Source organism: Sphaerospermopsis torques-reginae ITEP-024 (genome assembly GCF_019598945.1).
In the GTDB taxonomy this organism is placed as follows: domain Bacteria; phylum Cyanobacteriota; class Cyanobacteriia; order Cyanobacteriales; family Nostocaceae; genus Sphaerospermopsis.
Map to the genome: position 1 here is coordinate 3036548 of NZ_CP080598.1, position 26580 is coordinate 3063127.

The window sequence follows — 26580 nt, forward strand, 5'->3', positions numbered from 1 at the left end:
AGCAAAGCTGTCACTGCCTTTGTCAGTAGCTAATTTATCAATTGATAATTGACAATTGATAATTGATAATTGTTTCATTCAAGGTTTAAAACCTCCCCTTTCAAGGGGAAAAACAGCCAAAAATTCAGCTTTTCAATCCTCTCCCTTCAAGAGAGAGGTAATTAATTGTCCATTATTGATCGCAGGAATCAGAGCTATACTAGAAATGGTGGCCTGTTGAAATTACGCCCATGACTGAACAACCTAACAAAGACTCATTAAACACACCACCGGATGCACCACAACCCAAGTCAGACAATGATTCTTGGCAAAACCGCATCACTGGTGTTGTTAGCAAAACTACCGCTAAATTAACCCAACTCTTACCCGTGGATCAAGTAACACAAACTATAGGAAAATGGTTTAGTGTCAATGATGCTGAAGTAGCAGAGATTTTAGCAACTATCCGCACTCAGTTACCCACTACAGAAGCTTTATTAATCGGAAAACCCCAAACGGGTAAAAGTTCTATTGTTCGCGGGTTAACTGGAGTTTCTGCGGAAATTATTGGCCAGGGTTTTCGTCCCCATACTCAAAATACCCAACGTTATGCTTATCCTGCTGATGATTTACCTTTAATTGTTTTTACTGATACGGTGGGTTTGGGTGATGTTAATAAAGATACGGAAACTATTATTCAAGAGTTAATTACTGATTTAAAAACCGAAATTAATGGCGCTAGGGTTTTCATTTTGACGGTGAAAATTAATGATTTCGCTACTGATACTCTGCGAAATATTGCCCAAAAATTGCGCCAACAATATCCCAATATTCCCTGTTTATTAGCGGTAACTTGTTTACATGAAATTTATCCACAGGAAGTAGAAAATCATCCCAATTATCCGCCAGAGTTTGAGGAATTAAACCGGGCTTGTAAGGAAATTAAAAATAATTTTACTGGTTTATATGATCGAGCAGTTTTGATTGATTTTACTTTAGAAGAAGATGGTTATGATCCGATGTTTTATGGTTTAGAAGCACTGCGAGATAATTTAGCAGAAATGTTACCTGAAGCAGAAGCAAAAGCAATTTATCAATTATTAGATAAACAAGCAGGTAAGGAATTAGGTAATATTTTTCGTGATACTGCCAGAAGATATATTTTACCTTTTTCCATTATGGCAGGGACTTTAGCTGCTGTACCTTTACCTTTTGCAACTATGCCGGTTTTAACAGCTTTGCAAGTTTCAATGGTGGGGTTATTGGGTAAATTATATGGTCAGACATTGACACCTTCTCAAGCTGGGGGTATCGTTAGTGCGATCGCTGGTGGTTTTTTAGCTCAAGCAGTAGCACGGGAATTAATTAAATTTGTCCCTGGTTTGGGTACTGTGATTGCAGCATCTTGGGCGGGTGCTTATACATGGTCTTTGGGTGAAGCTGCTTGTGTGTATTTTGGGGATTTAATGGGTGGGAAAAAGCCAGACCCGCAAAAAATTCAAAATGTCATGCAAGAGGCTTTTGAAGGGGCAAAAGAACGTTTTAAGGGCATGAAAAGTTAGGAATTTGATAGTTTTATGTTTGTTAAACTTGTATAATTAAAAAAGCTGAAACATTTATTTTGACAACTCCTGTAAAAATATGAAGTTACCTGAACTAGATCCTACAACCATAGATCGCATTGTAGAAATGGCCTGGGAAGATAGAACACCTTTTGAAGCTATTGAACTTCAATTTGGCTTATCAGAAAAAGACGTAATTAGCCTGATGAGACGAGAAATGAAAGAATCTAGTTTTAAAATGTGGAGAGAAAGGGTAACTAAGCGCAAAACAAAACATTTGCATAAGCGAGATTTTGTTGCGGGTAGATTTAAGTCAGATAATCAGAAAACATAAGAGTTGAACTCTGTTAAAAAACTATCTATAAAGTCATTCTTCTGAAAGGCGATCGCTAAAACCCCATCATCAAATATGACACCGGATGAACTCACACAACTCATAGCTGATGGTGAAACTTTAACTGTAGAGTTTAAGAGTGATTCTGCTTGTCTGAGTGATCAAGATTTATTAGAAGCACTAGTTTGTCTGGCTAATACCAGTGGTGGTACATTATTAATTGGTGTAGAAAATAATGGTCAGATCACAGGTTTACATAAAAAACATTTAAACTTTCCTCCTAGTTATTTATCTGCAATGGTGGCCAATAGAACTGTACCACCATTAAGTGTAGAAACAGAAATAATTAATTTCTCAGAAATACCTATAGCAATAGTCAAAGTACCTCCCGCTACACAATTAGTATCAACTAGTGATGGAAGAACCTTAAAGCGAATTTTAAATACTCAAGGACAACCTGAATGTAGACCGCTATATCCCAGTGAAATCAATAGTTGGTATGCAGATAGAGGTCAGCGTGATGTATCAGCAAGATTAATGACTGGTACTACTTGGAATGATCTAGACCCATTAGAGTTTGTTCGTTTAAGAAGATTATTAACTGAATATCGAGGTGATACATCCCTGCAAGATTTAACTGATTTAGAGTTAGCAAAAGCCTTAAATTTAGTACGTGGAGATGATGCAATTCCTACTCTGGCAGGTTTATTAATTGTTGGCAAAGAAACAGTTATTAATGAACATATTCCCACCCATGAAGTAGCCTTTCAAGTTTTACGAGGTCAAGATGTGGCGGTTAATGAATTTTATCGTTGGCCATTATTGCGTATTTTTGAAAGACTCATGGAAGCATTTAGTTTGCGAAATGAAGAACATGAATTAACTATTGATTTATTTCGAGTTGGAGTTCCAGCTTATGACCCCCGCGCATTTCGTGAAGCTGTAAATAATGCACTTACCCATCGAGATTATAATCGCATGGGAGCAGTTCACATTCAAATCCATGATGATTCTTTGATAATTAGAAATCCTGGGGGTTTTGTTGAAGGAATTAGATTAGATTCTTTATTAATTAGTGGACCATTACCAAGAAATCCATTACTTGCTGATATATTTAAAAGAATTGGTTTAGTAGAACGTACTGGTCGGGGTATAGGACTTATCTATTCTGGTCAATTAAGAACGGGACATCAACTACCAGATTATTCAGCAACTACTAATATAAATGTTGCCGTGCGTTTACCAGGAGGGGATGCTGATTTAGAGTTTGTGAAAATAATATTAGCTGAGGAGAAACGACAACAACAACCGTTGAATTTAGATGAATTAATACTACTCAATTATTTATGGCAAGAAAAAGAAATCAATATTACTGAAGCAGGAAGGTTAATACAAAAAAGAGAGGATCATGCTCGTCATCTACTTGAGCAATTAATGGAAAATGGTTTAGTAGAACGTATCAAAACAGCACGACAGAGAGAGTATCATTTGAGTGCATCTGTTTATCGTCAAATGGGTCGTTCATCTGCATATATTCGTCGTAGTGGTTTTGATAACCTACAAAAAGAACAAATGATTTTAAAGTATACAAAGACTAATGGTAGAATCACACGAGGACAAACAGCAGAATTATGCCGCATCAATAATAGACAAGCAAGGCACTTACTTGAGAAACTTGCTAATCGGGGAATTTTAAAACACATGGGAATAGGAGGACGTAGCGGATATTATATTTTAAATGAAGATGAAAATATATCTACCAATTTACTAGAAAATACTCCAGAAATTGAAAAAAATAAGCAGAAAAATAATAAAATTATATCTTCTGATATGCAAGAGAAATCTAAACAGATAAAGCAGACAAAATCTGAACATTCAAAACAGCTTGAACTTGATTTATTCCAAGATTTTGATAGTGAACCATAAATATTAATTGTCTTTCATCCTTATTCCTACACCCTCTCCCTCGCAGGTGGCACAATTTTAAATTTATTCAACCCCTCATCAATATCTCTTAAAACCTGAAAATCATCCTCCGGTAAAGGATAACTATTACTATTCACTAAACCCCCACTGGGATATTTTTCCAAAAAAGAAAATGCTTGTCTAAATTGTTGTGGTTCTGCTTTAATAGGTGCATCAAAATGACAGGGAATGATCCATTGAAAATCCCATTGTGCCACTTTATCAGCCCAATTTATTGTTTCCTGGGGTGCGCGATTTAAGATTAAACTCTGTAAAACGGGTGCAACAAATATCCGCCCATCTCCCCTTAACGCCTCATAAGACCTTTCCCAGTCTTTTCGCCATTGGAAGGGAAAAAAGCCAAAATATGTTTTTAGGCTGCGTTCTGGGGCTTTCCAGGCATCTCTAATTACATCTTTCCATTTGGGTACGTCTACCACACTGGGACGGAAGTAAAAAGCAAATAAAGTTATGCGTTGCCATCCTTTGCGGCGGTTTTCTACTGTATCCGCTACGATATTGTATGCTTTATCTTTTGCGTGGTACAGCAAAGGGTAAGGATCAAGTTGAACTATTGCTGGTGGTTCTGCTGGTACTGAAACTATGGTATCTGTGAGTAAGAGGGTGTGCGATCGCCTGTGGAAAAATGCCACCTCTGCAAACTTCCCAGGACCTAAATCAATGGGTCCCAGTATGGCATAATCAAACTCATCTGCAAAAGGCGTTTTTTGACTATCTGCGGGTAATATCTGCGTGCGGTTTGATGGTAAACCCAACCAACTTAAAGGTAAATTTACGGGAAAACTCCATTGTTCTGGTGCTACAAATATCTGTGCAGTGGGAAAATATCGAGCAAAAGGTCCAACAAATACTTTATGTTCTATTCCTGATATCGTGGGCAAAATTATATACTTCACTTCCCCATGTTCTGCTACCAACTCATTTACTAACCGGATACATTCTTTTGTGGGTGCGACAGGTGCATAAACCAGCAAACCGCCATTTTCCAACTTTACTACCGTCATGCGGATGGGTACAACTACATAGAAAACCCCTTGCATCTGATCAAAGGTCCAGATAGTATCCTTAACTACTTCTTTGCGAATAGTGCGACGTTTTCCGTAGGGATAAAGAGGAACAACAGGCCAGAACTTCCATGTATAATCCTGAGAGTTGACGTTTTCTACATTGATTGTACCTTCACCTTGAATCACTGTGCGATCGCTCCCAATAACCAATATTTTGATCTTTCCCGAATTAGGAGTTTAGCAAATTATGGAGCTAATAGACCTAAGAATTTACCTAATAATTCAATTTTGTTATAAATCAAGGTACGATGGGAATAAATGAGTATTTCTGTTCAGAGACTATTGGGGATGTAATAACCGTTTTAAATCATACTAAATTTAAATTTCATATCCCAGCTTGATTTAATACTTCTATAAAATCATCAATTAAATCTAAATATTCTGCCCATTCTGCTAAATAACCATAATCTAAATTATCTGCTTGTAACTTAATTATACCTAAAACATCACGCCATTGTTTTTCTGATTTACTTCCCTTTCCCCAGCGCAACTTTTGTAAAATAGTATCTTCTGCTGAAGCTATCCAAAAATTAGGTATTCCTTCTACTTCTACTAACACTCTCCGATTCATTTGTGATGTAGCAAAAGGAGAATTATCTGTGATATAAATATCAGCATTGGCGATAGTTTCTGTATGAGTAATATTCAACATATTACCATAACCACGTTGCACATCTTCCACCGCACCTGCTGGACAATAATATCCAGATGCTTCTAAAGTTTCTACTAATAAATCTATTTGATTTTGATTAATTTCTATAACCAAATCTAAATCACGAGTAGAACGTGGTTCTCCATGAATAGAACTCGCAACACCACCACTGACATAGTAAGAAATATTAATTGATGCAAATATTTGATGTAGTTCACCTGCTAAAGAAATGGAATCTTGAATCCACATATTTTCATTAATACCTTTTGGTTGAAAATCAGGAGTAAATTTTTCTCCTAAGACAGCGCGAGTAAATTGATTTCTTATTTCCTGGATAGTGAAATTTCGATGTCGTAATTTAATTCCTGCAAGACATAGTTTTTTTAAGCCTTTTTCATGGGAAATAAACATTTCTAGGCGTTGTTTTAATGTTAGTTTTCGTAATCTTTGAAATAAATAAAAATCAGCTTCTATGTTTGTATCTTGACCTTGAGGTTGATAATTAGATTGGGTAATTTTGGGAAAAAGCAATCTTGATTTTTCTAGCATAGTTTAGAGGTTGGGGATATATTACATTAAATTAACTCATACTAAATGAGAATTTCAGTTTAGATATTCCACTAGAATTTAAACGTTGTGTAAGAATATTTACTACTTCAGTATAAGACATATTATCTTTTGTCCCAAATGGAATATCTGTTTTCCATTTTCCATTTAAAGTCACACTAATTTTAGATGGTTTTAAAGTAGTTCTAGCAGAAACAAAATATTTATCTATGTAACCTTCATTTGGTTGAAGTTCTACTTTGATAAAGTCTGACAAATATTCTTCCAGTAATAACCAAAAAGCTTTATCTGCTTGAACTTTCAAATAAACTGCTTCGTAAGGAAAGTTATCCAAATCATTTTTTTGATTAATTAGACCTTTATTACCGTATATAATCTGAGAATAATGACCTGGTTTTCTTAAATCTCCATATAAAAAAGGTTTAATGTAAACTGTCATCATTCTATCTGAATTATTATCAATATAGTTATTGTCAGTTGGTATTTTTGCTAAATATTTATTAACTTGATACTTATTTATATCAATCCCAATTTTGAAAAAATAATCGCAGCAACACTAAAAAATCTCTTAAACTCTCTTACCTTTGTGTCCTTTGCGTCCTTTGCGGTTCAATCATATCAAGCCTTGGATCATTTTTACCGTTAGATCAAAATAAATTTACACATTTGGGATGCTCCCGATTTTTATAGGATAGCTTGGAGGGTGACGATATCAGACAATTTTTATAAAACTTCATTGATATGTATATGTAAATATATTTTAACAATTAGCATCATATTTTTGTTGAATTTATTTTGTATATATGGTAATAATATATAAAAATGATATACATAATATATTCAGAATCATGCCAGTAATGAAAATACCTTATCCTACCTACCAGAGACTTTAAGTCTTAGCTATTTCCTTTAAAGATACTCCTGTTTCATTCATAGAATGAATATAGATAGATATAGATTGCAATGACTTAGGATTTATAAGGATAAAAATTATGACTACCAAGGAATTACTACTACGAGAAATTGATTCAATGTCAGAAATACAACTTATCGAAACACTGAATATCATCCGATCAATTAAGCAAAAAGAGTCTAAATTTTTCCATGAAAATAAGAATACAGAAGAAACAGAAAACTGGGAAAAATTTTCTTTAAATAACTTAAATAAATGTTATGCAGAAAATGAACCAGAATATACATTAGAATCAATCAAAGAATATAACCCAGATTATGAAAGAAGGTAATATTATATTAACTCCTATTCCTCAAGCAAATGGAGAAATAAAAAACCGTCCGGCTTTAATTTTGCGAGAAATGCCAAAGTATCAAGATTTTTTGGTATGTGGAATTAGTACCCAATTAAAACAATATATTGCTGAGTTCGATGAAATAGTTTCACCTGGTGATGGTGATGATGATTTTCAATCTAGTGGTTTAGTTAGTCCGTCTGTAATTAGATTGAGTTTCTTAACAGTTATTACTCGTAACAATATAATTGGCTCAATTGGCACAATTTCCACAGAAAGACACAAACGATTATTACATAATCTGAGTCAATATTTAATTAAATCCAGAGATGAATCTAGAAAAAATTATATCACATTGTCTGAAAAATATTCTGCACCATTTTCTTCTCAGATTTAGCCGCAGCACTATCTAATTCTGCAACTTCAGCATCACTCAATAACCAACCCAAAGCACCTATATTTTGTTCTGCTTGTTCTAAATTCTTCGCCCCAGGAATAGGAATTGCACCTTTACAAATACACCAGTTAATTGCAACTTGGGACATGGTTCTATTTCTCTGATTTGCTATTTCTCGCAAAGTTCCTAAAACTCCCTGAATACCTGGTAAGATTTGTTTAAATAAAAACCCTCTCACACCTTTAGGAAATTTACCATTTTCGGAAAACTTACCTGTTAATAAACCTAAAGCTAAAGGACTATAAGCAATGAGTTTAATTCCCAAATCATCACATACATCTTTTAAACCTAATTCTGTCACTGGATAGGTAGATAAAAGTGAATATTGAACCTGTAAAGTTTTAATAGGAATACCCCTTTCCTGGAATCTTTTATGTACCCATAATAATCTTTTTGTACCGTAATTAGATAATCCTACACCTTTAACTAAACCTTGTTCATATAAATCAGCTAACCCATCTAATAAACCTACTTCTTGCCAAGGTGCATAATTTGCAGTTGACCAGTGCATCTGCACTAAATCAACGTTTTTTCCTAATCTTTTTGTAGAAGCATGACAAGCAGAAATAATTGATTTTCTCGTCCATCTCCAAGGATAAGCTGCTAATTTTGTCGCAATACAAATATTTTCTTGATTTAATCCTTGATATTCTCTGGTAAACTTACCTAAAAGTGACTCACTACGTCCATTTAATCTTCCTGTACCATAGGAGTCTCCTGTATCAAACAGGGTGACACCATTACTCACACAGAGATTAAATACCTGTTGTAATTGGTCATCCATGCTTTCATTGTATCCCCACAGGAGTTGATTACCCCAAGCCCATGTTCCACATCCCATGCTCGGTAAGGATAATGTTTGGTTAGTTTGCATATTGCTTTCCTATAAAAATTATGATGTTAGCATTTTATTATACCTAAATTGGATTTAGGCAGCTTAAACAATAAAATACTAAATTCGTTTCTTGTCACTTGCCAAATTATTTGACCACTTGACAAATTAATGTCTACAAAAATATTAACCTCTAAACCCTTACTGTGTAAGTGTTTTGTTATTGTAACCTATCTTTAGCCAGTAAAACAATAATTGACAAAATAACTGTCCTGTATGAGAAATCCCTATTTTCCAAATTTTTCACTTGACAAATTAATCTCCTCCGATACTGAACTATCCGCAAGTGATAAAGAAGTATTGGAATTAATCCAAAAACTACTTGAACCGTGGGATACCTTCGGTAAGATTCTCTAACGCAAAACCTACAGAGAAAGACAAACAGAGGTAGCAGGTAATGAGTTAACGCCCACTGGTTTGGGTACAGCGGCGGGAATTGCTGGTGCTGTTGCAACGTGGGAGAAGTTTCGTTTTAATCCCCTCCTTCCCGGCAACAAATCGCTTACTATTTTCTAGTATCATATTAACCACAATATTGGTTTTAATTCATGACATTATTTGCAAGTTTTTGATATCAATGATATAATACAATTGTGGGTGAACGTCGGCTTCATGCCGTGTGTTTAAGTGGCTTGTCTATTTAAACCTAGCCCACAAACCATTTCAGTTTATCTAGTGATAGCGGGTTAGAATCAGTATACCACTCTCCATAGTTCTTATTTCGCCGATCATCTAAATCCATAATCATCCTGTATTTTTGAGCAAGTGGAATAAAATATTTATCTTCATGGCGTTCATATAATCTTTGTAAAGCCCATAAATAGTAATCAACAACTTGCAATCCAGCATAATCTGATGGGTAAGCTGGTTTAATAATAGTTGTACTATCGGAAGAGATTTTCCATTTAGTTTCAAAATTTCTTTTTGCTTGATTTATAGCTTGTTGTAGTGCTTCTTCCCGCGCAGTTTTACCACGTCTAGCAAAAACGATATGATTAATGTTGGCTTTATGTAATCTCTCTTTAAATAGTCGTTTTACTAGATCATCATATATATCATCTTGATTGGTCTTTTTGCTTAAAGTTTCATAAGTTTTTTGAGTAGCTACTGCTAATTCTGCTTTGTATCTGATAGCTACATACATTTTAATTTCAAAGGTTTGCATGAGTTTAAATACTTCCTTTCTGACATCTTGATGATCGTCTTTTGCATGAAAGGTAATTGCTGTTTTGTTGGCTGAAGGTTGCATTGAAGGAATGTCTTTATAGCGCGGATCAGCACAAAGTTGTTTTCTGAGTTCTGCGAGTTCTAATGTTACTTGTTCTGGATGAAAAATTTGGGCTACACCTACCATAAAAAATTTAGATGCGCCCGGTGTTCCTACTATAATTCTGCCTTTTCTGTCAAAAAATGTTAAGTCTCCTGCTTCGTCAACAAAGTAATGATTAGTTTTTTCTTGTTCTGTCATGTGGTTTAGATAAGGTTACTCAAGTGATTTTTAGATAATTTTAACAAAGGTTGTAGAAAATAAAACTTTTGGTTGAATCAAGTTTTTGAATTTTCTTGATATTAAGTTGGATAGGTAGGTTGATCAGAATAAATTATTAATATTCACCAATCATTAAGATTGTATTGCTGATTTCGTTTTTTATCTAATAAATATAATTGTTCTACCTGAATTACAGGTTTAGAACGATGAGCTTCTGTTTTATCATCTATCCATGTATCAAAAATCAAAGCTCCTTGAATGGCAATTTGACTACCTTTGTGTACATCATTAGCTGCAATTTCCGCAGTCTTTCCCCAAATCCTTAAAGTAAACCAATCAGGTTCATTATCATTTTTATTACGACGGTTCACAGCTAAAGATAAATTACATCTTATTTTGCCATCTTCAAAATGTTTAACGTCTGGCTCTTGACCTGCTCTACCCACTAAATTGACGACATTCAAACCGAGAATATCTACACTTTTTTGGTTGTCTTCAGTCCTTTTCTTGTATTCAGAACAATCTTTTTGACAGCATTTGCATTTGGGACAAATTAGATACTTACAAGTATCACTCTTACATATATTATTTTTACCAGGTTCTTCATTCCTGATAATATGAGGATATCCACATTTACCACAATAGGCTAAAATTTTTGTTTTCTCATTACTTCCTAATTTTGTTCCTTGTAATAATCCTCTACCTTGAAAATGGAATATTACAAACTCATTTAATTTCAGATTTTCTCTGCGACTATATAAAATATTCAAAGTTTTACAAAAATTTATAATTGTTGGTGATTTTTCAGGAAAATTAGGATGTTGATCTTTAACAGGATCATATATTTTCAAAGGATGTGGATTTTCATTGTGATTTTTGTGAGTATATAAAATTTCTAAATATTTTAGAGGATCATAATCTTGATTGTTGCCACCGCTACCAATCATACTCAGAAAATGTCTGAGTATAGCTAAAAATATATGAGGTAATTTAATTCTTTGAGATTTAATAATAAGAATACTATCAATAAATTTGCATTCCCATTCAGATAATTTTTGTCTCCAGTTATTAGGTAATTCTCTTTGAGTAGCAAGAAATAAAGGTAAAGCATTATATTGATTTTCTATTAAGTTAAATTTTTGATAGTCTTCATATTCATTATATGATGGTATTTCCTCATTAGTTAAGTTTCTAAATTCTTCGATGATATTTATTTGGTTAACATAAAAATCGTCATCATAATCAAATAACCAGTGAGGATAATAAGGATTATCTTCTTCATGAACTTCATTAATAATATTAATACTTGCTGGAGTTTCCCCTGAAAACAATTTTTTGTTAAGTTCACTAATATATTCTTTAAGTTCCTTAATATCACTTTTATCAAAAGTTCCCAGTATCTTAATTTGCTCAGAATTGCAAATATATTGATTTTGTTTTTCTTTTTCTATAGCTTGTATAATATCATTTTTTGTGATGTTTTGATTTTGAGGTTTTTTAGCTAAATCAGCCTTGATGTTTTGTTCTAATTCTATTTTTTGTTCCTCATTCAATTTATTCGCACAGTACCATATTATATGTATATATTTCTTGGACTTCTTGGATTGATAATCATTCTGATATATAAGAGGGGAAAGAACTCCTATAATTTTAATATCTTGTTCACGATATTCCTTTAATTTTCTAACACAAAATGAGGAGTAAACCTTTGAACTTTGAGATGATCTAGCATTTTTAACATCTAAATATATAGGTTGTTTTTCTTTTGTGATTCTAATATCATATTTTTTCCAATCTCCACCATCAGGATGTTCAACTTGTTTAATCGAAATATCTTCTACATCATATCCAATAGATCCATAGTAGTTTGCTACTAACTTTTCAGCACCACGAGCAGCAACCATTTGTACAAATTCATTATCATTATTTTTGACTATCCATTTTTTAATCAATTCTTGTTCATCTTGATTTAAAGAATATAATTCTTGCCAATTACCACATATTTTATGTTCGTCAGGATAACCAGATTCTGCAAATTTCTTAACCAGAACGAAGAATTTTTGATATCTTTTCTCTATCTTTTTATGCTTATATTTTTCTGGTGCTACATCCCATAAATATCCTTTATATTCTAAGTTTGCTGATAGATATTCAATCTTATTCCAATAATTATCAATTAATTTTTCATCATTCTTATTCATTTTATCTATTAATTCTTCTACAATTTCATCTTTTAATTTTTTATCCAAGTCATTAATATATTGATTAACTAACTCAGGATATTCTTGCAAGTTTCTTAAATAGTATCTCAAGTCAGTATACTTGATGTATATAGAAGGAATTTTCTGTGCTAATTCTTGTCTAAGTTGAATACTTATACTTACAGATGTCAATAATGTTTTGTTGTCAATGATTTTTGATTCTATTTCCTCTAATGAGAGAATATTTAGGTTTATGTGGGCAATGAGACTTTTTATGAAAATAGTAGGATTATTACTGGTTATGTAGTCACATATAGTATTTTCATCTTCTATTTTATCAATTAATATTGCTTCACATCTATTATTATTTCTTACTCCAAATGAAACAATATCATCTAACTTTAACTGAGAATGATAATTGTTTCTAAAATCAATTAGAGAATCATCTTCACATTTAATTTTACTGTCAAAAGTATAATTTTTATTTATTTTATCAACTGTTCCAATATACCTAGATAATTGTACATTAATGGCTTCTGACTTACCATCTTTTAACTCAAATTGAATATAAATACGTTCTCCATTTTTTTTATCTTGTTTTAGATAATCTAAAAACTGTTGGTCAATAATATTTTCCTCATGAAAATAATAACCTTGTTCATACTTTTCATACTTGGACATTTTTGAAAAACTGTCTATATCTTCAGGTCTGACAATAAAGCCATAATTTTTACCATGACTACCGAACCAATGAATAAAACTTGTATATATCTGCTTAGTTTCCATATTAATTAGTAGGTTGATTGTAATAGTAAGTACCTTATTAGTTTACCAAGAAGTGTATAAAATGCAGATAATAAATAATAAATTTTACTGAATTATACATTTGTACACAAAATATTAAGTTAATTAATTATAGCTATTTATTGTACTTATCATATTTTTAGCTTAACCGCCAACTGCTGATAAATAACATCTAACCACACAGGAATAACAGATTTACCTTCATCTAGGGATGCGTTAGCGAAACTTACCGTAGGTATTGCCATATCGCTATCAAACTCTACCAAAGAAAGGGAATCATCCTGAGATAACAAGAACATAAACCGCTTCCCCCTACCGGAAATAAACAACTCCGGTTCTTGTTCCTTTTACTAATACAAATTGGTAAACATCCAGAAATTGAAACCTGGTGACAAAAACGTAAACACCTTACAACTTTCGTTTTGTCAAGGCAGACAAACAATTTGGCAAGTGACATCGTTTCTATAGGTGTTTACTTACATAAAAAAGCCAGCAGTCAGGATTGAACTGACGACCTTCCGATTACAAGTCGGATGCACTACCGCTGTGCTATGCTGGCGTGTTTTGGTGTGTTGGAGCTTTTGAATCGCCCACCCCACCGACTTCTAATAATAGCATAAACCAGAAATTTGTCTAGTAGTTTTCAGAAAAAAATTTTTTTCTGAGTTTATCCATTTAATCAATCCAAAATCCAAAATCCAAAATCTCAAATCCAAAATCGGACATCCCGTAGATCCAGGTAACAATAATTTGGTACAGTTTTAAGACTGTATACCTGTTGACGCAGTTTATTAAATACACATACACAGATAACTATAATATACCAATCATCAGCATGGCATCATCATTAGTTGGACGAGATTTATTAGGTTTGGCGGATCTGAGTTCCACAGAACTGCAAGAACTTCTAGAAATGGCAGCTTTACTCAAGTCACAAAAGCTGACGTTACATTGTAACAAGGTTTTGGGTTTGTTGTTCTCTAAAGCTTCCACCCGCACCAGAGTTAGTTTTACTGTAGCAATGTATCAACTGGGTGGCCAGGTTATTGATCTTAACCCCAATGTCACCCAAGTGAGTCGGGGTGAACCTGTACAGGATACCGCTAGGGTGTTGGATCGTTATTTGGATATCCTCGCTATTAGAACTTTTGCCCAGCAGGAGTTGGAAATTTTTGCTAATTATGCCAAAATTCCCGTAATTAATGCCCTCACAGATTTAGAGCATCCTTGTCAGATTTTAGCTGATTTATTAACTATTCAAGAATGTTTTGGCTCTCTGGCAGGTTTAACTCTTACCTATGTGGGGGATGGTAATAATGTGGCTAATTCTCTCATGTTGGGTTGTGCTTTGATGGGAATGAATGTGAGAGTAGCTTTTCCTTCAGGATATGCCCCAGATGCGGAAATTGTGGAAAAAGCTAGGGCGATCGCTGATCATAAAACTGAAGTTATTCTCACCCATGATGCCCAAGCAGCAGCTAAGGGCGCACAGGTTCTTTATACTGATGTTTGGGCAAGTATGGGACAAGAATCGGAAGCTAATAACCGTCTTCCTATCTTCCAACCTTATCAAATTTCTCAACAATTATTAAGTTTTGCCGATCCCGAAGCAATTGTTTTACACTGTCTACCCGCCCACCGTGGTGAAGAAATTACCGATGAAGTTATCGAAGGTTCTCAATCAAAAGTTTGGGATCAGGCAGAAAATAGATTACACGCCCAAAAAGCTCTACTTGCTAGTATTTTAGAGGTTGTTTGAAAACTTTTTAATGTATAAATAAACCCCTCTCCAAACCTCTCCCCGACGCGGGGAGAGGCTTTGAAACCCCCATTCCCTTGTAGGGAAGGGGGGAAGGGGGGTTAGGTTTCTAGAGATTATCGGTTTCATCTAATACTTTTCAAACACCCTCTTAGGGGCAAAGTGAAGAATAGGTGACAGGTGACAGGTGACAGTAAAAAGGCAAAAGGCAAGAGGCAAAAGGCAAGAGTTTATTCTTCCCAATTACCAATTACCAATTACCAATTACCAATTACCAATTACCAATCACCTCTTCCCCAATTTAATGAAAAATTTGACAAATAAAACTTTATTTAATTAAAATTACTGATTAATGGTCGTCGGCACTTAATAAAGGTATTGATTAATTGTTGAGAAATATTTAAATCAATCTTGTTAAGGGAAGATTTTTGTAGTACAAATGCTCTAGGAACATTTGTAATTACTTCCCGATAAAACAATGGAAAAACTAACAGCAGTCCAACAAGAATTGTATGAATGGTTGGTAGAATATATCCGTATTAATCAGTATTCGCCATCTATTCGCCAAATGATGCAAGCGATGAATCTCAAGTCACCCGCACCTATTCAAAGTCGTTTGGAACATTTACGCAATAAGGGATACATTGACTGGAATGAAGGGAAAGCGCGAACAATTAGAATTTTGCGGCCAACTAAGCAAGGTGTACCCATTTTAGGAACTATCGCTGCTGGTGGTTTAATTGAACCTTTTACCGATGCGGTGGAACATGAGTATTTAGACTTGGCTAATTTATCTTTACCTCCCCGCAGCTATGCTTTGCGGGTAACGGGTGATAGTATGATTGAAGATTTAATTGCCGATGGTGATGTGGTGTTTTTGCATCCCGTACTCGAACCCAATCAGTTAAAAAATGGTACGATTGTTGCCGCTAGGGTGGAAGGATACGGTACTACTTTAAAACGTTTTTATCTGGAAGAAGAGACTGTCACTCTCAAACCTGCTAACCCGAAATATCAACCTATCGAAGTACCCGCTATGCAAGTACAGGTTCAGGGTTCTTTGGTGGGTGTGTGGCGGAATTATAATTAAGGTGACAGTGAACAGGTGACAGGTGACAGATGGAAGAGAGAAGAGGAAAAAGATAAATAAAATTCCTCTGTACTCTCACTTGTAGCGTCACTTGTCAGCTACTATCTTGTTGATTGTCACTTATAAATTACCTAAATTACCGTCCGTCTTGTTGACTTTAATTAGTCAACTACTATCTTCTTTACTGTCACCTGTCACCTGTCAACTGTCACCTCATGTATTTAACGCGATCGCCAATACAGAAACAAAAACCTCCTGCTTTCTCTCTCAAGTTACCTTTTGTCAGGGAAAATCAGGGTAGTTATCATGTTCAGTCGTCTTTACCAGGATGTCCAAAAATGCCTGTATCTCTGCATTTGCGGGGATATCAGCATCAAGCTATTACTAGCTGGTTTGCTAATAATGGTCGAGGGACTTTAAAAATGGCTACTGGTAGTGGGAAAACGATTACTGCTTTGGCGATCGCCTGTGAATTGTATAAACAGATAAGTTTACAAGTCTTGTTGGTGGTGTGTCCTTACCGTCATTTGGTTAGTCAATGGGGTAGAGAATGTGAGAAATTTAACTTACAACCGATTTTGGCTTTCGAGAATTTACGCACTTGGCAAAGTCAACTTTCAATGCAATTATATAATCTGCGTTCCGGTTCTCAAAATTTCGTCACTGTCATCACCACTAACTCGACTTTAATTAGTGAGGGGTTGCAATCTCAACTTAAATATTTTCCACCTAAAACTTTAATTATTGGTGATGAAGCGCATAATTTAGGCGCACCCAGGTTAGAAGAAAGTTTACCTCGGAATATTGGGTTACGTCTCGCTTTGTCTGCTACCCCAGAAAGATATTTTGATGATGGGGGTACGGAGTCTTTATTTGATTATTTTGGTTCTGTTTTACAACCAGAGTTTAGTTTACAGGATGCTATTAATCAAGGGGCTTTAGTCCATTATTTATATTATCCTGTTCTAGTGGAATTAACGGAATTTGAAAGTATTAATTATTTGAAGTTGACTAAGAGAATAGGGCGATCGCTACAATACAGAGAACGAGAAGAAGGGGATATCGACGATTTTGAAGATATTGAAGATATTAAATCTTTATTAATTAAACGTTCTAGGTTAGTAGGTGCAGCAGAAAATAAATTAACTGCTTTAAAAGAATTAATGTTAAATCGTTTAGATACGAGTCATACATTATTTTATTGCAGCGATGGTTCACAGGAAAGTACACACCGTTCATCTCTGCGTCAACTCAAGGAAGTAGCGAGAATTTTAGGAGGAGAGTTAGGTTATAAAGTCAGCACCTACACCGCACAGACATCTTTACAAGAACGGGAAATTTTAAGAGAACAATTTGAAAGCGGAAAATTACAGGGTTTAGTTGCTATTCGTTGTTTAGATGAAGGTGTGGATATTCCCGCTATTCAAACTGCGGTGATTTTATCAAGTTCTGGGAATCCCCGTCAATTTATCCAGCGTCGTGGTAGGGTTTTACGTCCCCATCCTGGGAAGGAGAGAGCGACGATTTTTGATATGATTGTTTTACCTCCTGATTTGGATCGAGAAGCGATAGAAGTAGAACGCAATTTGTTAAGAAAAGAGTTAAGAAGGTTTGTCGAATTTGCTGATTTAGCTGATAATGCAGGAGAAGCAAGGATGCAATTATTGAATTTGCAAAAGCGTTACGGTTTATTGGATATATAGGGGAATTGGTAATTGGTAATGGGTAATTGGTAATGGGTAATTGGTAATTGGTAAAACGAACCGCAGAGACGCAGAGGACACAGAGAAAATTCTATCTGTTGTATTATAGATTTATTCCTTTATTTTTCCCTCTTGGGGGGGCGAAAATTGATAGTTGAAGGGTTGACTCGGCGCTGGGGGCGCGGTATTATTCTAATATAATGGAGTGGTGCTAAAATTTTTAGAGCAAGCTACATCCCATTATTAGAGCTTGTAGATATAATTCTACCAGGAATAAATAAAAAAAGCAACCCTTTCCAGCCCCAAAATCATAAATTTTTTCTCGATATTTTGCAAACATGAAGGATAAAATTCAATATGATTTAACTGCAAAGGACGCAAAGGACACAAAGGTAAGAAAAGGTAAGAAAAGGTAAGTATGAAGATAGATCCCCGACTTCTCTAAAAGAGTCGGGGATCTGGAGTGGTTGTAATGATGCTGACAAAAGTGGTTAAAATAGATGGAAAAGTCTATTTTTACAAACCCTTATGTCCACAGAATCAAATATTGAAGATGTCCAAGCACCAATTAATACTGCACCACCGGAAGTAAAACAGATAATAGAGAAAGTTTGTAGGTTAGAAAAATCGAGACTTGCACGGAAAAGCAAAGGTGCAATTAATGATGATATTTTAGGAATAATCAAAGAAGCAGTTAAAGAAGTGGTGCAGGAATGAAACTAACATCTATTAAACTTTGTAATTTTCGCTCTTTTTATGGACAGACTCCAGAAATTACCATTGCAACTGGAGATATGAAAAATACTACAATTATTCATGGGAATAATGGAGCAGGTAAAACCAGTTTATTAAATGCGTTTACCTGGGTGTTATATGAAAAATTTACTGCTGCTTTTGCTGCGACAGAACAGTTAGTAAATAAAAGAGCGATCGCCGAAGCAGAAAATGAACAACCTGTAGAATGTTGGGTAGAAGTTGGTTGGGAACATGAAGGAAACCGATACAGAGCAAAACGCACCTGTCGAGTATATAAAAATCCTACCACAATTGAACCAACAAAAACTAAATTAACAATTCAAACCGTAGGAGATGATGGTAAATGGTATTTTCCCATTGAACAAGCAGAGGAAATTATCAATAATATATTACCAGCAAGTTTACATCAATATTTCTTTTTTGATGGAGAAAGAATAGAAGAAATAGTTCGTTCTGACAAAAAAGCAGAAATAGCAGAAGCAACGGAAACATTTTTAGGAGTCAAAGTCATTGACTTAGCAATTAAACATTTAAAAGAAGCAAAGAAAACCCTAGATAATGAACTTGCTGCTATTGGTGATGCAGAAACCAAACAATTATTGAAAAAACAAAATCAGCTAGAACAGGAAATAGAAAGAATCAACAAAAGACAGACAGAAATAAAAAAAGAATTAGAAAATCAACAGACATTTAAAAAAGATGTCAGCAGTCGGTTAATAGAACTCAGTGCAGTGCGAGAATTACAAGAAAGACGAGAAAGTTTAGAAACTCAAAAACGTAGTAGTTATGAAGAATTGAAAAAAACTAAAGAAGCACTGAAAAAGATTATTTCCAAACAAGCGTATACAGTATTATTAGGACAAACAACCGCCAATTTTCGGGAAATTATCAGTGAATTAAAACAAAAAGGAGAATTAAAATCAGGAATTTCTAAAGAATTTGTTGCAGAACTAATTCAAACAGGAAGATGTATTTGTGGAGCAGAATTAAAAGAAGGTGGAAATGGACACTTTCACGTTAAATCACTTTTGAAAAAAACCGGATCTTCCTCTGTAGAAGAAACAGCAATTAGAATGGGAGCGCAAGTTGATGATATTGATAAACAAGCGGATAATTTTTGGGAGAATGTTAACAGAGAACAAACAAGAATTAGTCAGATCAAAACCTCACTTTCCCAAATAGAAGGGGAGTTAGATAATATTGAAGAAATTTTGCGGAAAGATCCCAATGAAGATATTAGCGGTTTACAAAAACGGTTAGATGGAATAGAAGCGAAAATTGATGAATTAAACAGAGAACAAGGTGCAAACCAACAAGAAATTTCTCACATTAAAACAGAAGTTGATGTATTAGTCAAACAAATTGCTAAACAAAAACAAAATGAAGGAAGACAGATTTTAGCACAGCGTCGCATTATTGCAACTCAAGACGCAATTGAAAGATTAATGGAGGTGAAAAGTAGACAAGAAAAACAATTTAGATTACAATTAGAAAAGCGAGTGCAGGAAATATTTGCAGAAATTTCTGTGACTCCTTATATTCCCAAAATTACCGAAAAATATGAACTGACTTTAGTTGAGAATACCACAGGAATAGAAGCACCGGTAGCAGCATCCACAGGAGAAAATCAAATTCTTAGTTTGTCTTTTATTGCGAGTATTATTGATAAAGTGCGGGAGTGGAGTGAGAAGAAAAAAATTATGATGGTCCCTGATAGTAGCACTTTTCCTATTGTCATGGATTCACCTTTTGGAAGTTTAGACGCTAACTCTCGTCGTCACATTGCACAAACTATTCCTAAATTAGCAAATCAGTTAGTTGTTTTGGTGACGAAAACGCAATGGAGGGTAGAAGTTGAGGAGGAAATTATTGATAGAATTGGTAAGGAATATGTGTTAACTTATTATTCTTCTAAACCTGACTGTGAACAGGATTTTATGGAGGTGAATGGGGAGAAATATTATCTGATTCGTCAAAGTCCTAGTGGTTTTGAGTATACTGAAATTATGGAGGTGGAAAGGGGTTAATTTTTCTCACGCAGAGTCGCAGAGTCGCAGAGAGAAACCGAAAAATTTATCTGCGTTTATCTGTGTTCATCTGCGTTCTATTTTTTATCTCACGCAAAGACGCAAAGGGAAGAACGCAAAGGAGAAAAAAATGGTTGCTGTTTCTGATAGATTTTATATGACTCCCCAAGAGTTTTTAGAGTGGGAAGTATCACAAGAAATTAAACATGAATATCTGAATGGTGAAGTTATTGCAATGACTGGAGGTACTATTCCTCATGCTGGTATTACTTTAAATTTAGCTTCAGCTTTGAAAAGTCATTTACGGGGGAGTAAGTGTACTGCTTTGATGTCAGATGCAAAGGTGGGAGTTTCTGAAAATGGACCTTTTTTCTATCCTGATGTGGTGGTGAGTTGTCATCCTCAAGATAAACAAGCGATTAAATTTTTGCAATTTCCTTGTTTAATTATTGAGGTGCTTTCTCCGGGTACGGAAGCTTATGATCGGGGTAAAAAATTTGAAAAATATCGCAATTTTTCTAGTTTACAGGAATATGTTTTGATTGATTCTCAAAACATCGGTTTAGAATGTTTTCGGTTAAATGATCGGGGTTTTTGGGAATTACATCCTTTTGTTGAAGGTGATGAGGTAGTTTTCACAAGTGTTGATTTTCGTTTTCCTTTGTCTTTGGTTTATGAAGATGTGGTTTTGGTGGGAGAAAATGAGGAGTTTAAGGATCAAGCAGGTTAATTTTTGATGACAAATATTATCTGCGTCTATCTGTGTTCATCTGCGTTTTATTTTTATCTCACGCAAAGACGCAAAGACGCAAAGGGAAGAACGCAAAGGTTTGATTTTAGTTAGTACAATTTGTTGTAGGATATTGGGAGTTGAGATTTTAAGATTATGGCGGAATCTGGTAGAATTAGGGTGGCTAAGGATAAGGCTGATTTGGTGAAGTCTTTAATTTCTTCTGATGGGGGAAATGGTCCTTTTCAAACTTTTGCTGATGTGATTGTTTTTGCTGCTGCTTTGGGTGTTAAGTATAAGAAGCGTGTTCCTTTTGAGGAGGTTTCTAAACGTGAACCTGTACCCATTAGGATAGAAACATTTATGTCAATGGGATATGATGTTGTTATTAAATTACTTGGAATAACAGAAACTCAAAATATTCAAATTTTATCACCTAGTGATGAGGAATTTGAAAAACAACGTAATGAAATTTTTGAAGAATACGCTAATGGTGGTTTAGAAGTTTTACAAGAACACCTCAGAGGTGCTATTGATTATACAGACCAAATTTTATTATTTTTAATATCTGATAAAGACAAGAAAAACGAAGATGACGGAGAATTTGATTTAAGAAAATTCCTAAGTTAGAAATTTGCATTTTAATTACACTTAACCAGTTTTTAAAAACATGAACACTTTATCATTATACTGCCAAAAGTTATCTAATCTCAATGTAAACAACAATAAAAAACGTGGTATTGCTTTACATAAACCAATCTTAATTTTATCAGTTATAGATTTAATTAGCAGAGATATTATTGCAAAAAATGAAATTACAGTTTCAGATGAATTAATTGAAACCTTTGACAAATATTGGCAGATAATAGGATCACATTCTTACACAGGAGGTTTACATTATCCTTTCTTTCATTTACAAAGTGAAGGTTTTTGGCATTTAGAATTTAAACCTGATTTTAATGGACTGCAACCAAAGACAACCAACAAATTTAAAAAAGCTGTAGAATATGCTTATTTAGATAATGAATTATTTGAGTTTTTACAAAATGACATTACCAGAAAAGAATTACTAGATGCACTAATAGGAGCATTTTTTCCTGATCAAGATAACCAAATAGATAGCATTTTACAAATTAATCAAAATTTTGAAGATGAAATTATAATACCTGAGTCTGCTGAAAACATTCCTAAATATAGATTACAAAAAACAATTATTAGAAATGCCTTTTTCAGAAAAGCGGTAGTTTCTGTATATAGTTGTCAATGTGCTTTTTGTGGGTTAATGGTTAATAAAAATTTTAGTCAAAATATAGTAGATGGCGCACATATAAAACCATTTTCCCAATTTTATGACAGTAGAATACATAACGGTATTGCCCTATGTAAAAATCATCATTGGGCATTTGATAGAGGTTGGTTTGGTGTTGATGAACAATACAAAATTATCGTTAGTCAAAACTTAGAAGAAATATCTCCCCATGCTAAACCAATAAAAGATTTTCATGGGGAAAAACTCATATTACCTAAAATAGAGAAATACTTTCCAGATATTGAAGCTTTACAATGGCATCGTCACAATATTTTTCAATCATAAATATTACATTATAAATATTACATTAAAGCCAGGGAATAAATTCCCTGTCTCAAAGCTAAAGTCGGTTAAAACCGACTATTTAATCTTTATATATTCTGTTTTATGAATAAAAATTGATTGTATTTTGAGTTAATTAAATATCAAAATACAGTACGTTTTAACGTACTTTTGCTATTAGCCCGGAAATTAATTTCCGGGCGGGTATGTCACCAAACAAGTAAATATTTTTAACTATAAAACTGCTGGTAAACCTACATCTTGCTGATCAACCAACTTACCATCAAAACCAATAGTATTATCTTCCATTGTTCTAGCATCAGCTAAAGCTTTACGCAGTTGTGCAACCTCCATCTGATCTTTCATTCCCCCCAAAATATAAACTAACAACTTCACCGCTAACTCCTTTCCTGCAACCTGAACCCGCTTTTTATTCGGATCATATAAAACCCCATACCATACAGAATGGGGAAACTCCATTTCACTAAAACCACCTTGACGATCAAACTTTCTTAACTTCTTAAAAATAGTTTCTAAAGACAAACCTTTTTTAAAAACCAAAATTCCCAAAGCTTGCGCTAAAGCAACTTGAGCAACAGGACGAAATAAAATATTACCCTCACCACCACCTTTTTCAAAACTAAACCGTCGCAAAACTGGTGTATCTTCGTGATCTAAAATTTTATAACTGGGAAGACTCGCTAAATAATCAAATAATTCTGTAAAATCTGCAATTCCTTCCTGTAATTCCTCATCATCTGGACGCATGGAAATTAACCCTTTTTCTAAAGGTTGCCAATGGGGGAATTTTTGCCCTAAATATTTAGTAGACATATCCTGTAAAGCTTGCAGCGTAGTCAATACAGTAGAATTTTTTGCTACTGTAGCACTATTCCAATTAATACGCGGTTTGCGGTTTTCTTTGTCTGCTAAAAGTGGATGTGTCACCGCAATTTTTCGGGCTACAATAGCAAAACCATCATCTTCATTTAACTGGGTTAATTGACCTTTTGTTAAAGGTGCAGCCATTAAATTTACATGAACAAAAATAGACCTAACTCGCTGTTTTGCTTCTGTATAAGTTTCTCCAACATTCACCGCGCAAATAAACTCAATGCCGATTTTTTCCTGTGGTAAATTTTGCAAATAATCAGCATCAATTTGAGAACTATCTATTAATTCATCAAGAGTAATATAACTATCATTAGGAGTTTTATCTTTTTTAAATCTTCTCAATTTTCCGGTTTTTAGTAATTCTAATAAACCTTGAACTCCCATTAATCTATGCTGACCATCTAAAGCATAAATACTAACATCTTCTTCCGCTACATTTAACAAACCAACAGTACCATTTTTATCTAAAGGAATAAAATTAGTGGTAGCTTTTTTAGCACGTCCTTCACTATCCCATTCATCCGCTTTTGCATTATCAACCCAAGGTTGATTAATTACAACCAATACCGGGGGAAACTTATGATTTTTCCGCGCTGCTAAATATTGTACTAATGGTGCTTGACGTGACCAGTCTAACGGTCGTTGTTGAACTTCATCAATACTATCAGCATCAATTTCAATATTCTCTGTTTCTGAATTGTACTTATTTTGCAATATTGGTAATGTAGAAGCAAATTTAACTCTATTTGCAAACCATTCTAATGTCACAGAACCTACATAGGCTGCAACATCACCCATTTTAGTTTGTTGTACTAGAATTTGGTCTTTTTTACCAAGTAACTGATCTAGTAATACAGATAACACCTGATGATTTTCAGTTAAGCTTTCTGGATACTGTTGAGAAATATTACGGTTGTTTTCTGGTATGCTGTCCATGAAGTCAATTTTTAAAAACAAAAGTTAAGGTTACTAGCTTATTTTGTCAAAATAGTAGATACTATAATTGTAGTTTTTAAAAACTAAATTAAAAAACAAATGTAACTAATCTTAGTATAAATAATTGCTTTGATTGCATATACTTAAACATACAAAATCAGGCTGCATCTATATATTTACGGGTAAAGAGTCATGACTATCGCACAAACACCAGACAGTAAAACTCCGCAAAATCGCACTGTAGCGGAATTAGTAGACTATATTCAAGTTCTCACCACAGAAATTCAGGAATTATATTGTTTGGATGCGATACCTTGGGTTGTGGGTTATTCCGGGGGAAAAGACAGTACAGCAACTTTACAACTCATTTGGAATGCTATTTCTGGACTTCCACCAGAAAAAAGAACTAAAACTATTCATGTTATTACCACAGATACGGGTGTAGAAAATCCTTATGTTTCTGCTTGGGTACGTAATTCATTAAAACAAATGGAAATTGCTGCCCAAGAACAAAAAATGCCAATGACACCACATTTATTACAACCAGAAACCAAACAAACCTACTGGGCGGGTTTAATTGGTAAAGGATATCCCGCACCTCGTCATACATTTCGCTGGTGTACTGGAAGATTAAAAATTGATCCTTCTAACCGTTTTATTCGTGATGTGGTTAGAGGTAGTGGTGAAACAATTGTTGTATTAGGAACTCGCAAAACTGAAAGTACAAATCGTGCTTTAATTATGACAAAGAGAGAAGAAGGAAGAGTCAGAGATAGGCTTTCTCCTCATCCTAGTCTCATTAATTCTTTGTTATATACACCTATAGAAGATTGGCGTAATGATGAAGTTTGGCTATATTTAATGCAGTGGGAAAATCCTTGGGGATATAGCAATAAAGATTTATTTAATATGTATAGAGAATCAACAGCAGATAATGAATGTCCTTTAGTTATTGATACATCTACTCCTAGTTGTGGAAATTCTCGTTTTGGTTGCTGGGTTTGTACCTTGGTTAGCAGTGACAAATCTTTAAACGCGATGATTCAAAATGATGAAGAAAAAGAATGGATGCAACCAATAGTTGATTTCCGTAGAGAATTAGATATTGAAAACGATAGAGAAAAAAGAGATTTTCGACGGATATGGGGAGAAGTGCAATTATTTGAACGGAACAGAAACGGTGAAACATCAATTGAACCCATACCCGGACCCTATACAAAATATTGGCGAGAATATTGGTTAAGAAAATTATTAACCGCCCAAACTGAAATGAGAAAGAACGCCCCGGAAAATATGCGGGATATCACCTTAATATCTATGGAAGAACTCAGCGAAATTCGCCGTATCTGGTTAGAAGAAAAACACGAATTTGATGATAGTTTACCCCGAATCTATCAAGAAGTGACAGGAGAAAAATTTACAGATCCCCGTCCTGGTGCTGATTATAGCCTACTAGGTAGCGATGAATGGGAAGTATTAGAAGAAATTTGTGAAGGTGACGCAATGCAATTAGAATTGATGGCGAAATTATTAGATACAGAAAGACAATTTAAGAAAAAAACGCGCCGAGTAGGAATTTTTGATAGTTTAGAAAAATGCTTTGAAACCAGTTCCCGTTCCCAGCAAGATGCTATTGATTATGCCCATTTAAAGCGTGATTTAAGAGAAGCTGCACTTAAAGGAGATGTGTCAACAATTCGCGCAGCATTTAAACAGTTAAATATTGGAGAAACAGCAGAAATAGAGGAGAAAGAAGAACCGAATAAACCCAAAAATTTTGCGAGTATGAAATTTAAGAAAGATAAATCATGAAAATAATGTAATCAAGTTAAATCCAAAATCTAAAATCTAAAATCT

Annotated in this window: 22 protein-coding genes and 1 tRNA gene; 14 read left to right on the top strand and 9 right to left on the bottom strand. The window is 34.3% G+C overall.

Translation table 11 applies throughout. The annotated features are described in order from the left end of the window. Positions 1–230 precede the first annotated feature (230 nt). The 3 genes from K2F26_RS14145 to K2F26_RS14155 all read left to right on the top strand — a co-directional run bounded on the left by K2F26_RS14145 (position 231) and on the right by K2F26_RS14155 (position 3801). Positions 231–1541, top strand: a complete 1311-nt coding sequence (locus K2F26_RS14145) for a YcjF family protein (RefSeq protein WP_220608339.1) — start codon at positions 231–233, stop codon at positions 1539–1541. Positions 1542–1620: 79 nt separating this feature from the next. Continuing rightward, positions 1621–1875: a TIGR03643 family protein gene (locus K2F26_RS14150; protein ID WP_220608340.1), complete on the top strand. Its 255-nt coding sequence runs from the start codon at positions 1621–1623 to the stop codon at positions 1873–1875. 75 nt (positions 1876–1950) lie between these two features. Then, the gene (locus K2F26_RS14155) at positions 1951–3801 is read left to right on the top strand and encodes an RNA/DNA-binding domain-containing protein (protein WP_220608341.1); all 1851 of its coding nucleotides are present in this window, start codon (positions 1951–1953) and stop codon (positions 3799–3801) included. Positions 3802–3827: 26 nt separating this feature from the next. Here the strand turns inward: K2F26_RS14155 and K2F26_RS14160 are convergent, their stop codons facing one another. From K2F26_RS14160 to K2F26_RS14170, 3 genes are all read right to left on the bottom strand, one after another. Further along, a complete protein-coding gene (locus K2F26_RS14160; RefSeq protein ID WP_220608342.1) occupies positions 3828–5054 on the bottom strand; it encodes a DUF4336 domain-containing protein in 1227 nt (408 codons plus the stop codon). Between the two features lie 199 nt (positions 5055–5253). Further along, positions 5254–6129 (bottom strand): hypothetical protein, encoded by an 876-nt coding sequence (locus K2F26_RS14165; RefSeq protein ID WP_220608343.1) that lies wholly within the window; start codon positions 6127–6129, stop codon positions 5254–5256. A 31-nt stretch (positions 6130–6160) separates the two neighbouring features. Further along, entirely contained in the window at positions 6161–6589 is a 429-nt protein-coding gene (locus K2F26_RS14170; RefSeq protein ID WP_220608344.1) for a hypothetical protein, read from the bottom strand. Positions 6590–7139: 550 nt separating this feature from the next. Here K2F26_RS14170 and K2F26_RS24815 point away from each other — a divergent pair. Both K2F26_RS24815 and K2F26_RS14180 read left to right on the top strand, forming a co-directional pair. Then, the gene (locus K2F26_RS24815; protein WP_246605363.1) at positions 7140–7391 is read left to right on the top strand and encodes a hypothetical protein; all 252 of its coding nucleotides are present in this window, start codon (positions 7140–7142) and stop codon (positions 7389–7391) included. Next, a complete protein-coding gene (locus tag K2F26_RS14180; RefSeq protein WP_220608345.1) occupies positions 7378–7791 on the top strand; it encodes a type II toxin-antitoxin system PemK/MazF family toxin in 414 nt (137 codons plus the stop codon). Before K2F26_RS24815 ends, K2F26_RS14180 begins: the two co-directional genes overlap by 14 nt. Here K2F26_RS14180 and K2F26_RS14185 read toward each other — a convergent pair. The 5 genes from K2F26_RS14185 to K2F26_RS14205 all read right to left on the bottom strand — a co-directional run bounded on the left by K2F26_RS14185 (position 7745) and on the right by K2F26_RS14205 (position 13796). Next, entirely contained in the window at positions 7745–8725 is a 981-nt protein-coding gene (locus tag K2F26_RS14185; protein WP_220608346.1) for an aldo/keto reductase, read from the bottom strand. The two genes, K2F26_RS14180 and K2F26_RS14185, sit on opposite strands and share 47 nt — an antisense overlap. Before the next feature lie 664 nt (positions 8726–9389). Then, positions 9390–10211: a DUF3800 domain-containing protein gene (locus K2F26_RS14190; protein ID WP_194053976.1), complete on the bottom strand. Its 822-nt coding sequence runs from the start codon at positions 10209–10211 to the stop codon at positions 9390–9392. 143 nt (positions 10212–10354) lie between these two features. Continuing rightward, positions 10355–13219, bottom strand: a complete 2865-nt coding sequence (ssb, locus tag K2F26_RS25345; protein ID WP_367890304.1) for a single-stranded DNA-binding protein — start codon at positions 13217–13219, stop codon at positions 10355–10357. 149 nt (positions 13220–13368) lie between these two features. Next, positions 13369–13536: a hypothetical protein gene (locus K2F26_RS14200; protein WP_228019878.1), complete on the bottom strand. Its 168-nt coding sequence runs from the start codon at positions 13534–13536 to the stop codon at positions 13369–13371. Between the two features lie 188 nt (positions 13537–13724). Beyond that, positions 13725–13796: transfer RNA gene (locus tag K2F26_RS14205), tRNA-Thr, on the bottom strand. A gap of 276 nt (positions 13797–14072) precedes the next feature. Between K2F26_RS14205 and argF the strand changes: the two genes are divergently transcribed. The 8 genes from argF (at position 14073) to K2F26_RS14245 (ending at position 22896) form a co-directional block, all read left to right on the top strand. Then, on the top strand, positions 14073–14996 hold the full coding sequence (gene argF, locus K2F26_RS14210) for an ornithine carbamoyltransferase (protein WP_220608347.1): 924 nt from the start codon (positions 14073–14075) through the stop codon (positions 14994–14996). A gap of 478 nt (positions 14997–15474) precedes the next feature. Next, positions 15475–16086 carry a transcriptional repressor LexA gene (lexA, locus tag K2F26_RS14215; protein ID WP_194053982.1) on the top strand — a complete coding sequence of 204 codons (612 nt, stop codon included), beginning with the start codon at positions 15475–15477 and terminating at the stop codon, positions 16084–16086. A 215-nt stretch (positions 16087–16301) separates the two neighbouring features. Beyond that, a complete protein-coding gene (locus K2F26_RS14220; RefSeq protein WP_220608348.1) occupies positions 16302–17789 on the top strand; it encodes a DNA phosphorothioation system restriction enzyme in 1488 nt (495 codons plus the stop codon). A gap of 528 nt (positions 17790–18317) precedes the next feature. Next, positions 18318–18506, top strand: coding sequence for a hypothetical protein (locus K2F26_RS14225; RefSeq protein WP_220608349.1), 189 nt, complete (start codon positions 18318–18320; stop codon positions 18504–18506). Further along, complete coding sequence (locus K2F26_RS14230; protein ID WP_220608350.1) at positions 18503–20572, top strand: AAA family ATPase; 2070 nt, start codon at positions 18503–18505, stop codon at positions 20570–20572. Before K2F26_RS14225 ends, K2F26_RS14230 begins: the two co-directional genes overlap by 4 nt. A gap of 130 nt (positions 20573–20702) precedes the next feature. Beyond that, positions 20703–21302 (top strand): Uma2 family endonuclease, encoded by a 600-nt coding sequence (locus tag K2F26_RS14235; RefSeq protein WP_220608351.1) that lies wholly within the window; start codon positions 20703–20705, stop codon positions 21300–21302. A 156-nt stretch (positions 21303–21458) separates the two neighbouring features. Beyond that, on the top strand, positions 21459–21932 hold the full coding sequence (locus tag K2F26_RS14240) for a DNA phosphorothioation-associated protein 4 (protein ID WP_220608352.1): 474 nt from the start codon (positions 21459–21461) through the stop codon (positions 21930–21932). A gap of 40 nt (positions 21933–21972) precedes the next feature. Next, the gene (locus K2F26_RS14245; RefSeq protein WP_220608353.1) at positions 21973–22896 is read left to right on the top strand and encodes an HNH endonuclease; all 924 of its coding nucleotides are present in this window, start codon (positions 21973–21975) and stop codon (positions 22894–22896) included. Positions 22897–23127: 231 nt separating this feature from the next. On the opposite strand, the gene K2F26_RS14250 is transcribed toward K2F26_RS14245, so the two are convergent. Next, the gene (locus K2F26_RS14250; protein ID WP_220608354.1) at positions 23128–24723 is read right to left on the bottom strand and encodes a DGQHR domain-containing protein; all 1596 of its coding nucleotides are present in this window, start codon (positions 24721–24723) and stop codon (positions 23128–23130) included. Between the two features lie 192 nt (positions 24724–24915). Between K2F26_RS14250 and dndC the strand changes: the two genes are divergently transcribed. After that, complete coding sequence (gene dndC, locus K2F26_RS14255) at positions 24916–26535, top strand: DNA phosphorothioation system sulfurtransferase DndC (RefSeq protein WP_220608355.1); 1620 nt, start codon at positions 24916–24918, stop codon at positions 26533–26535. Positions 26536–26580 lie beyond the last annotated feature (45 nt).

Coding starts and splice junctions, on each gene's coding strand:
- ssb (WP_367890304.1), bottom strand. CDS start 13,219: ATGGAAACTAAGCAGATATATACAAGTTTTATTCATTGGTTCGGTAGT.
- K2F26_RS14245 (WP_220608353.1), top strand. CDS start 21,973: ATGAACACTTTATCATTATACTGCCAAAAGTTATCTAATCTCAATGTA.
- argF (WP_220608347.1), top strand. CDS start 14,073: ATGGCATCATCATTAGTTGGACGAGATTTATTAGGTTTGGCGGATCTG.
- dndC (WP_220608355.1), top strand. CDS start 24,916: ATGACTATCGCACAAACACCAGACAGTAAAACTCCGCAAAATCGCACT.
- K2F26_RS14230 (WP_220608350.1), top strand. CDS start 18,503: ATGAAACTAACATCTATTAAACTTTGTAATTTTCGCTCTTTTTATGGA.
- K2F26_RS14235 (WP_220608351.1), top strand. CDS start 20,703: ATGGTTGCTGTTTCTGATAGATTTTATATGACTCCCCAAGAGTTTTTA.
- K2F26_RS14145 (WP_220608339.1), top strand. CDS start 231: ATGACTGAACAACCTAACAAAGACTCATTAAACACACCACCGGATGCA.
- K2F26_RS14250 (WP_220608354.1), bottom strand. CDS start 24,723: ATGGACAGCATACCAGAAAACAACCGTAATATTTCTCAACAGTATCCA.
- K2F26_RS14180 (WP_220608345.1), top strand. CDS start 7,378: ATGAAAGAAGGTAATATTATATTAACTCCTATTCCTCAAGCAAATGGA.
- K2F26_RS24815 (WP_246605363.1), top strand. CDS start 7,140: ATGACTACCAAGGAATTACTACTACGAGAAATTGATTCAATGTCAGAA.
- K2F26_RS14150 (WP_220608340.1), top strand. CDS start 1,621: ATGAAGTTACCTGAACTAGATCCTACAACCATAGATCGCATTGTAGAA.
- K2F26_RS14200 (WP_228019878.1), bottom strand. CDS start 13,536: ATGTTCTTGTTATCTCAGGATGATTCCCTTTCTTTGGTAGAGTTTGAT.
- K2F26_RS14220 (WP_220608348.1), top strand. CDS start 16,302: ATGTATTTAACGCGATCGCCAATACAGAAACAAAAACCTCCTGCTTTC.
- lexA (WP_194053982.1), top strand. CDS start 15,475: ATGGAAAAACTAACAGCAGTCCAACAAGAATTGTATGAATGGTTGGTA.
- K2F26_RS14185 (WP_220608346.1), bottom strand. CDS start 8,725: ATGCAAACTAACCAAACATTATCCTTACCGAGCATGGGATGTGGAACA.
- K2F26_RS14225 (WP_220608349.1), top strand. CDS start 18,318: ATGTCCACAGAATCAAATATTGAAGATGTCCAAGCACCAATTAATACT.
- K2F26_RS14190 (WP_194053976.1), bottom strand. CDS start 10,211: ATGACAGAACAAGAAAAAACTAATCATTACTTTGTTGACGAAGCAGGA.
- K2F26_RS14240 (WP_220608352.1), top strand. CDS start 21,459: ATGGCGGAATCTGGTAGAATTAGGGTGGCTAAGGATAAGGCTGATTTG.
- K2F26_RS14165 (WP_220608343.1), bottom strand. CDS start 6,129: ATGCTAGAAAAATCAAGATTGCTTTTTCCCAAAATTACCCAATCTAAT.
- K2F26_RS14170 (WP_220608344.1), bottom strand. CDS start 6,589: ATGATGACAGTTTACATTAAACCTTTTTTATATGGAGATTTAAGAAAA.
- K2F26_RS14155 (WP_220608341.1), top strand. CDS start 1,951: ATGACACCGGATGAACTCACACAACTCATAGCTGATGGTGAAACTTTA.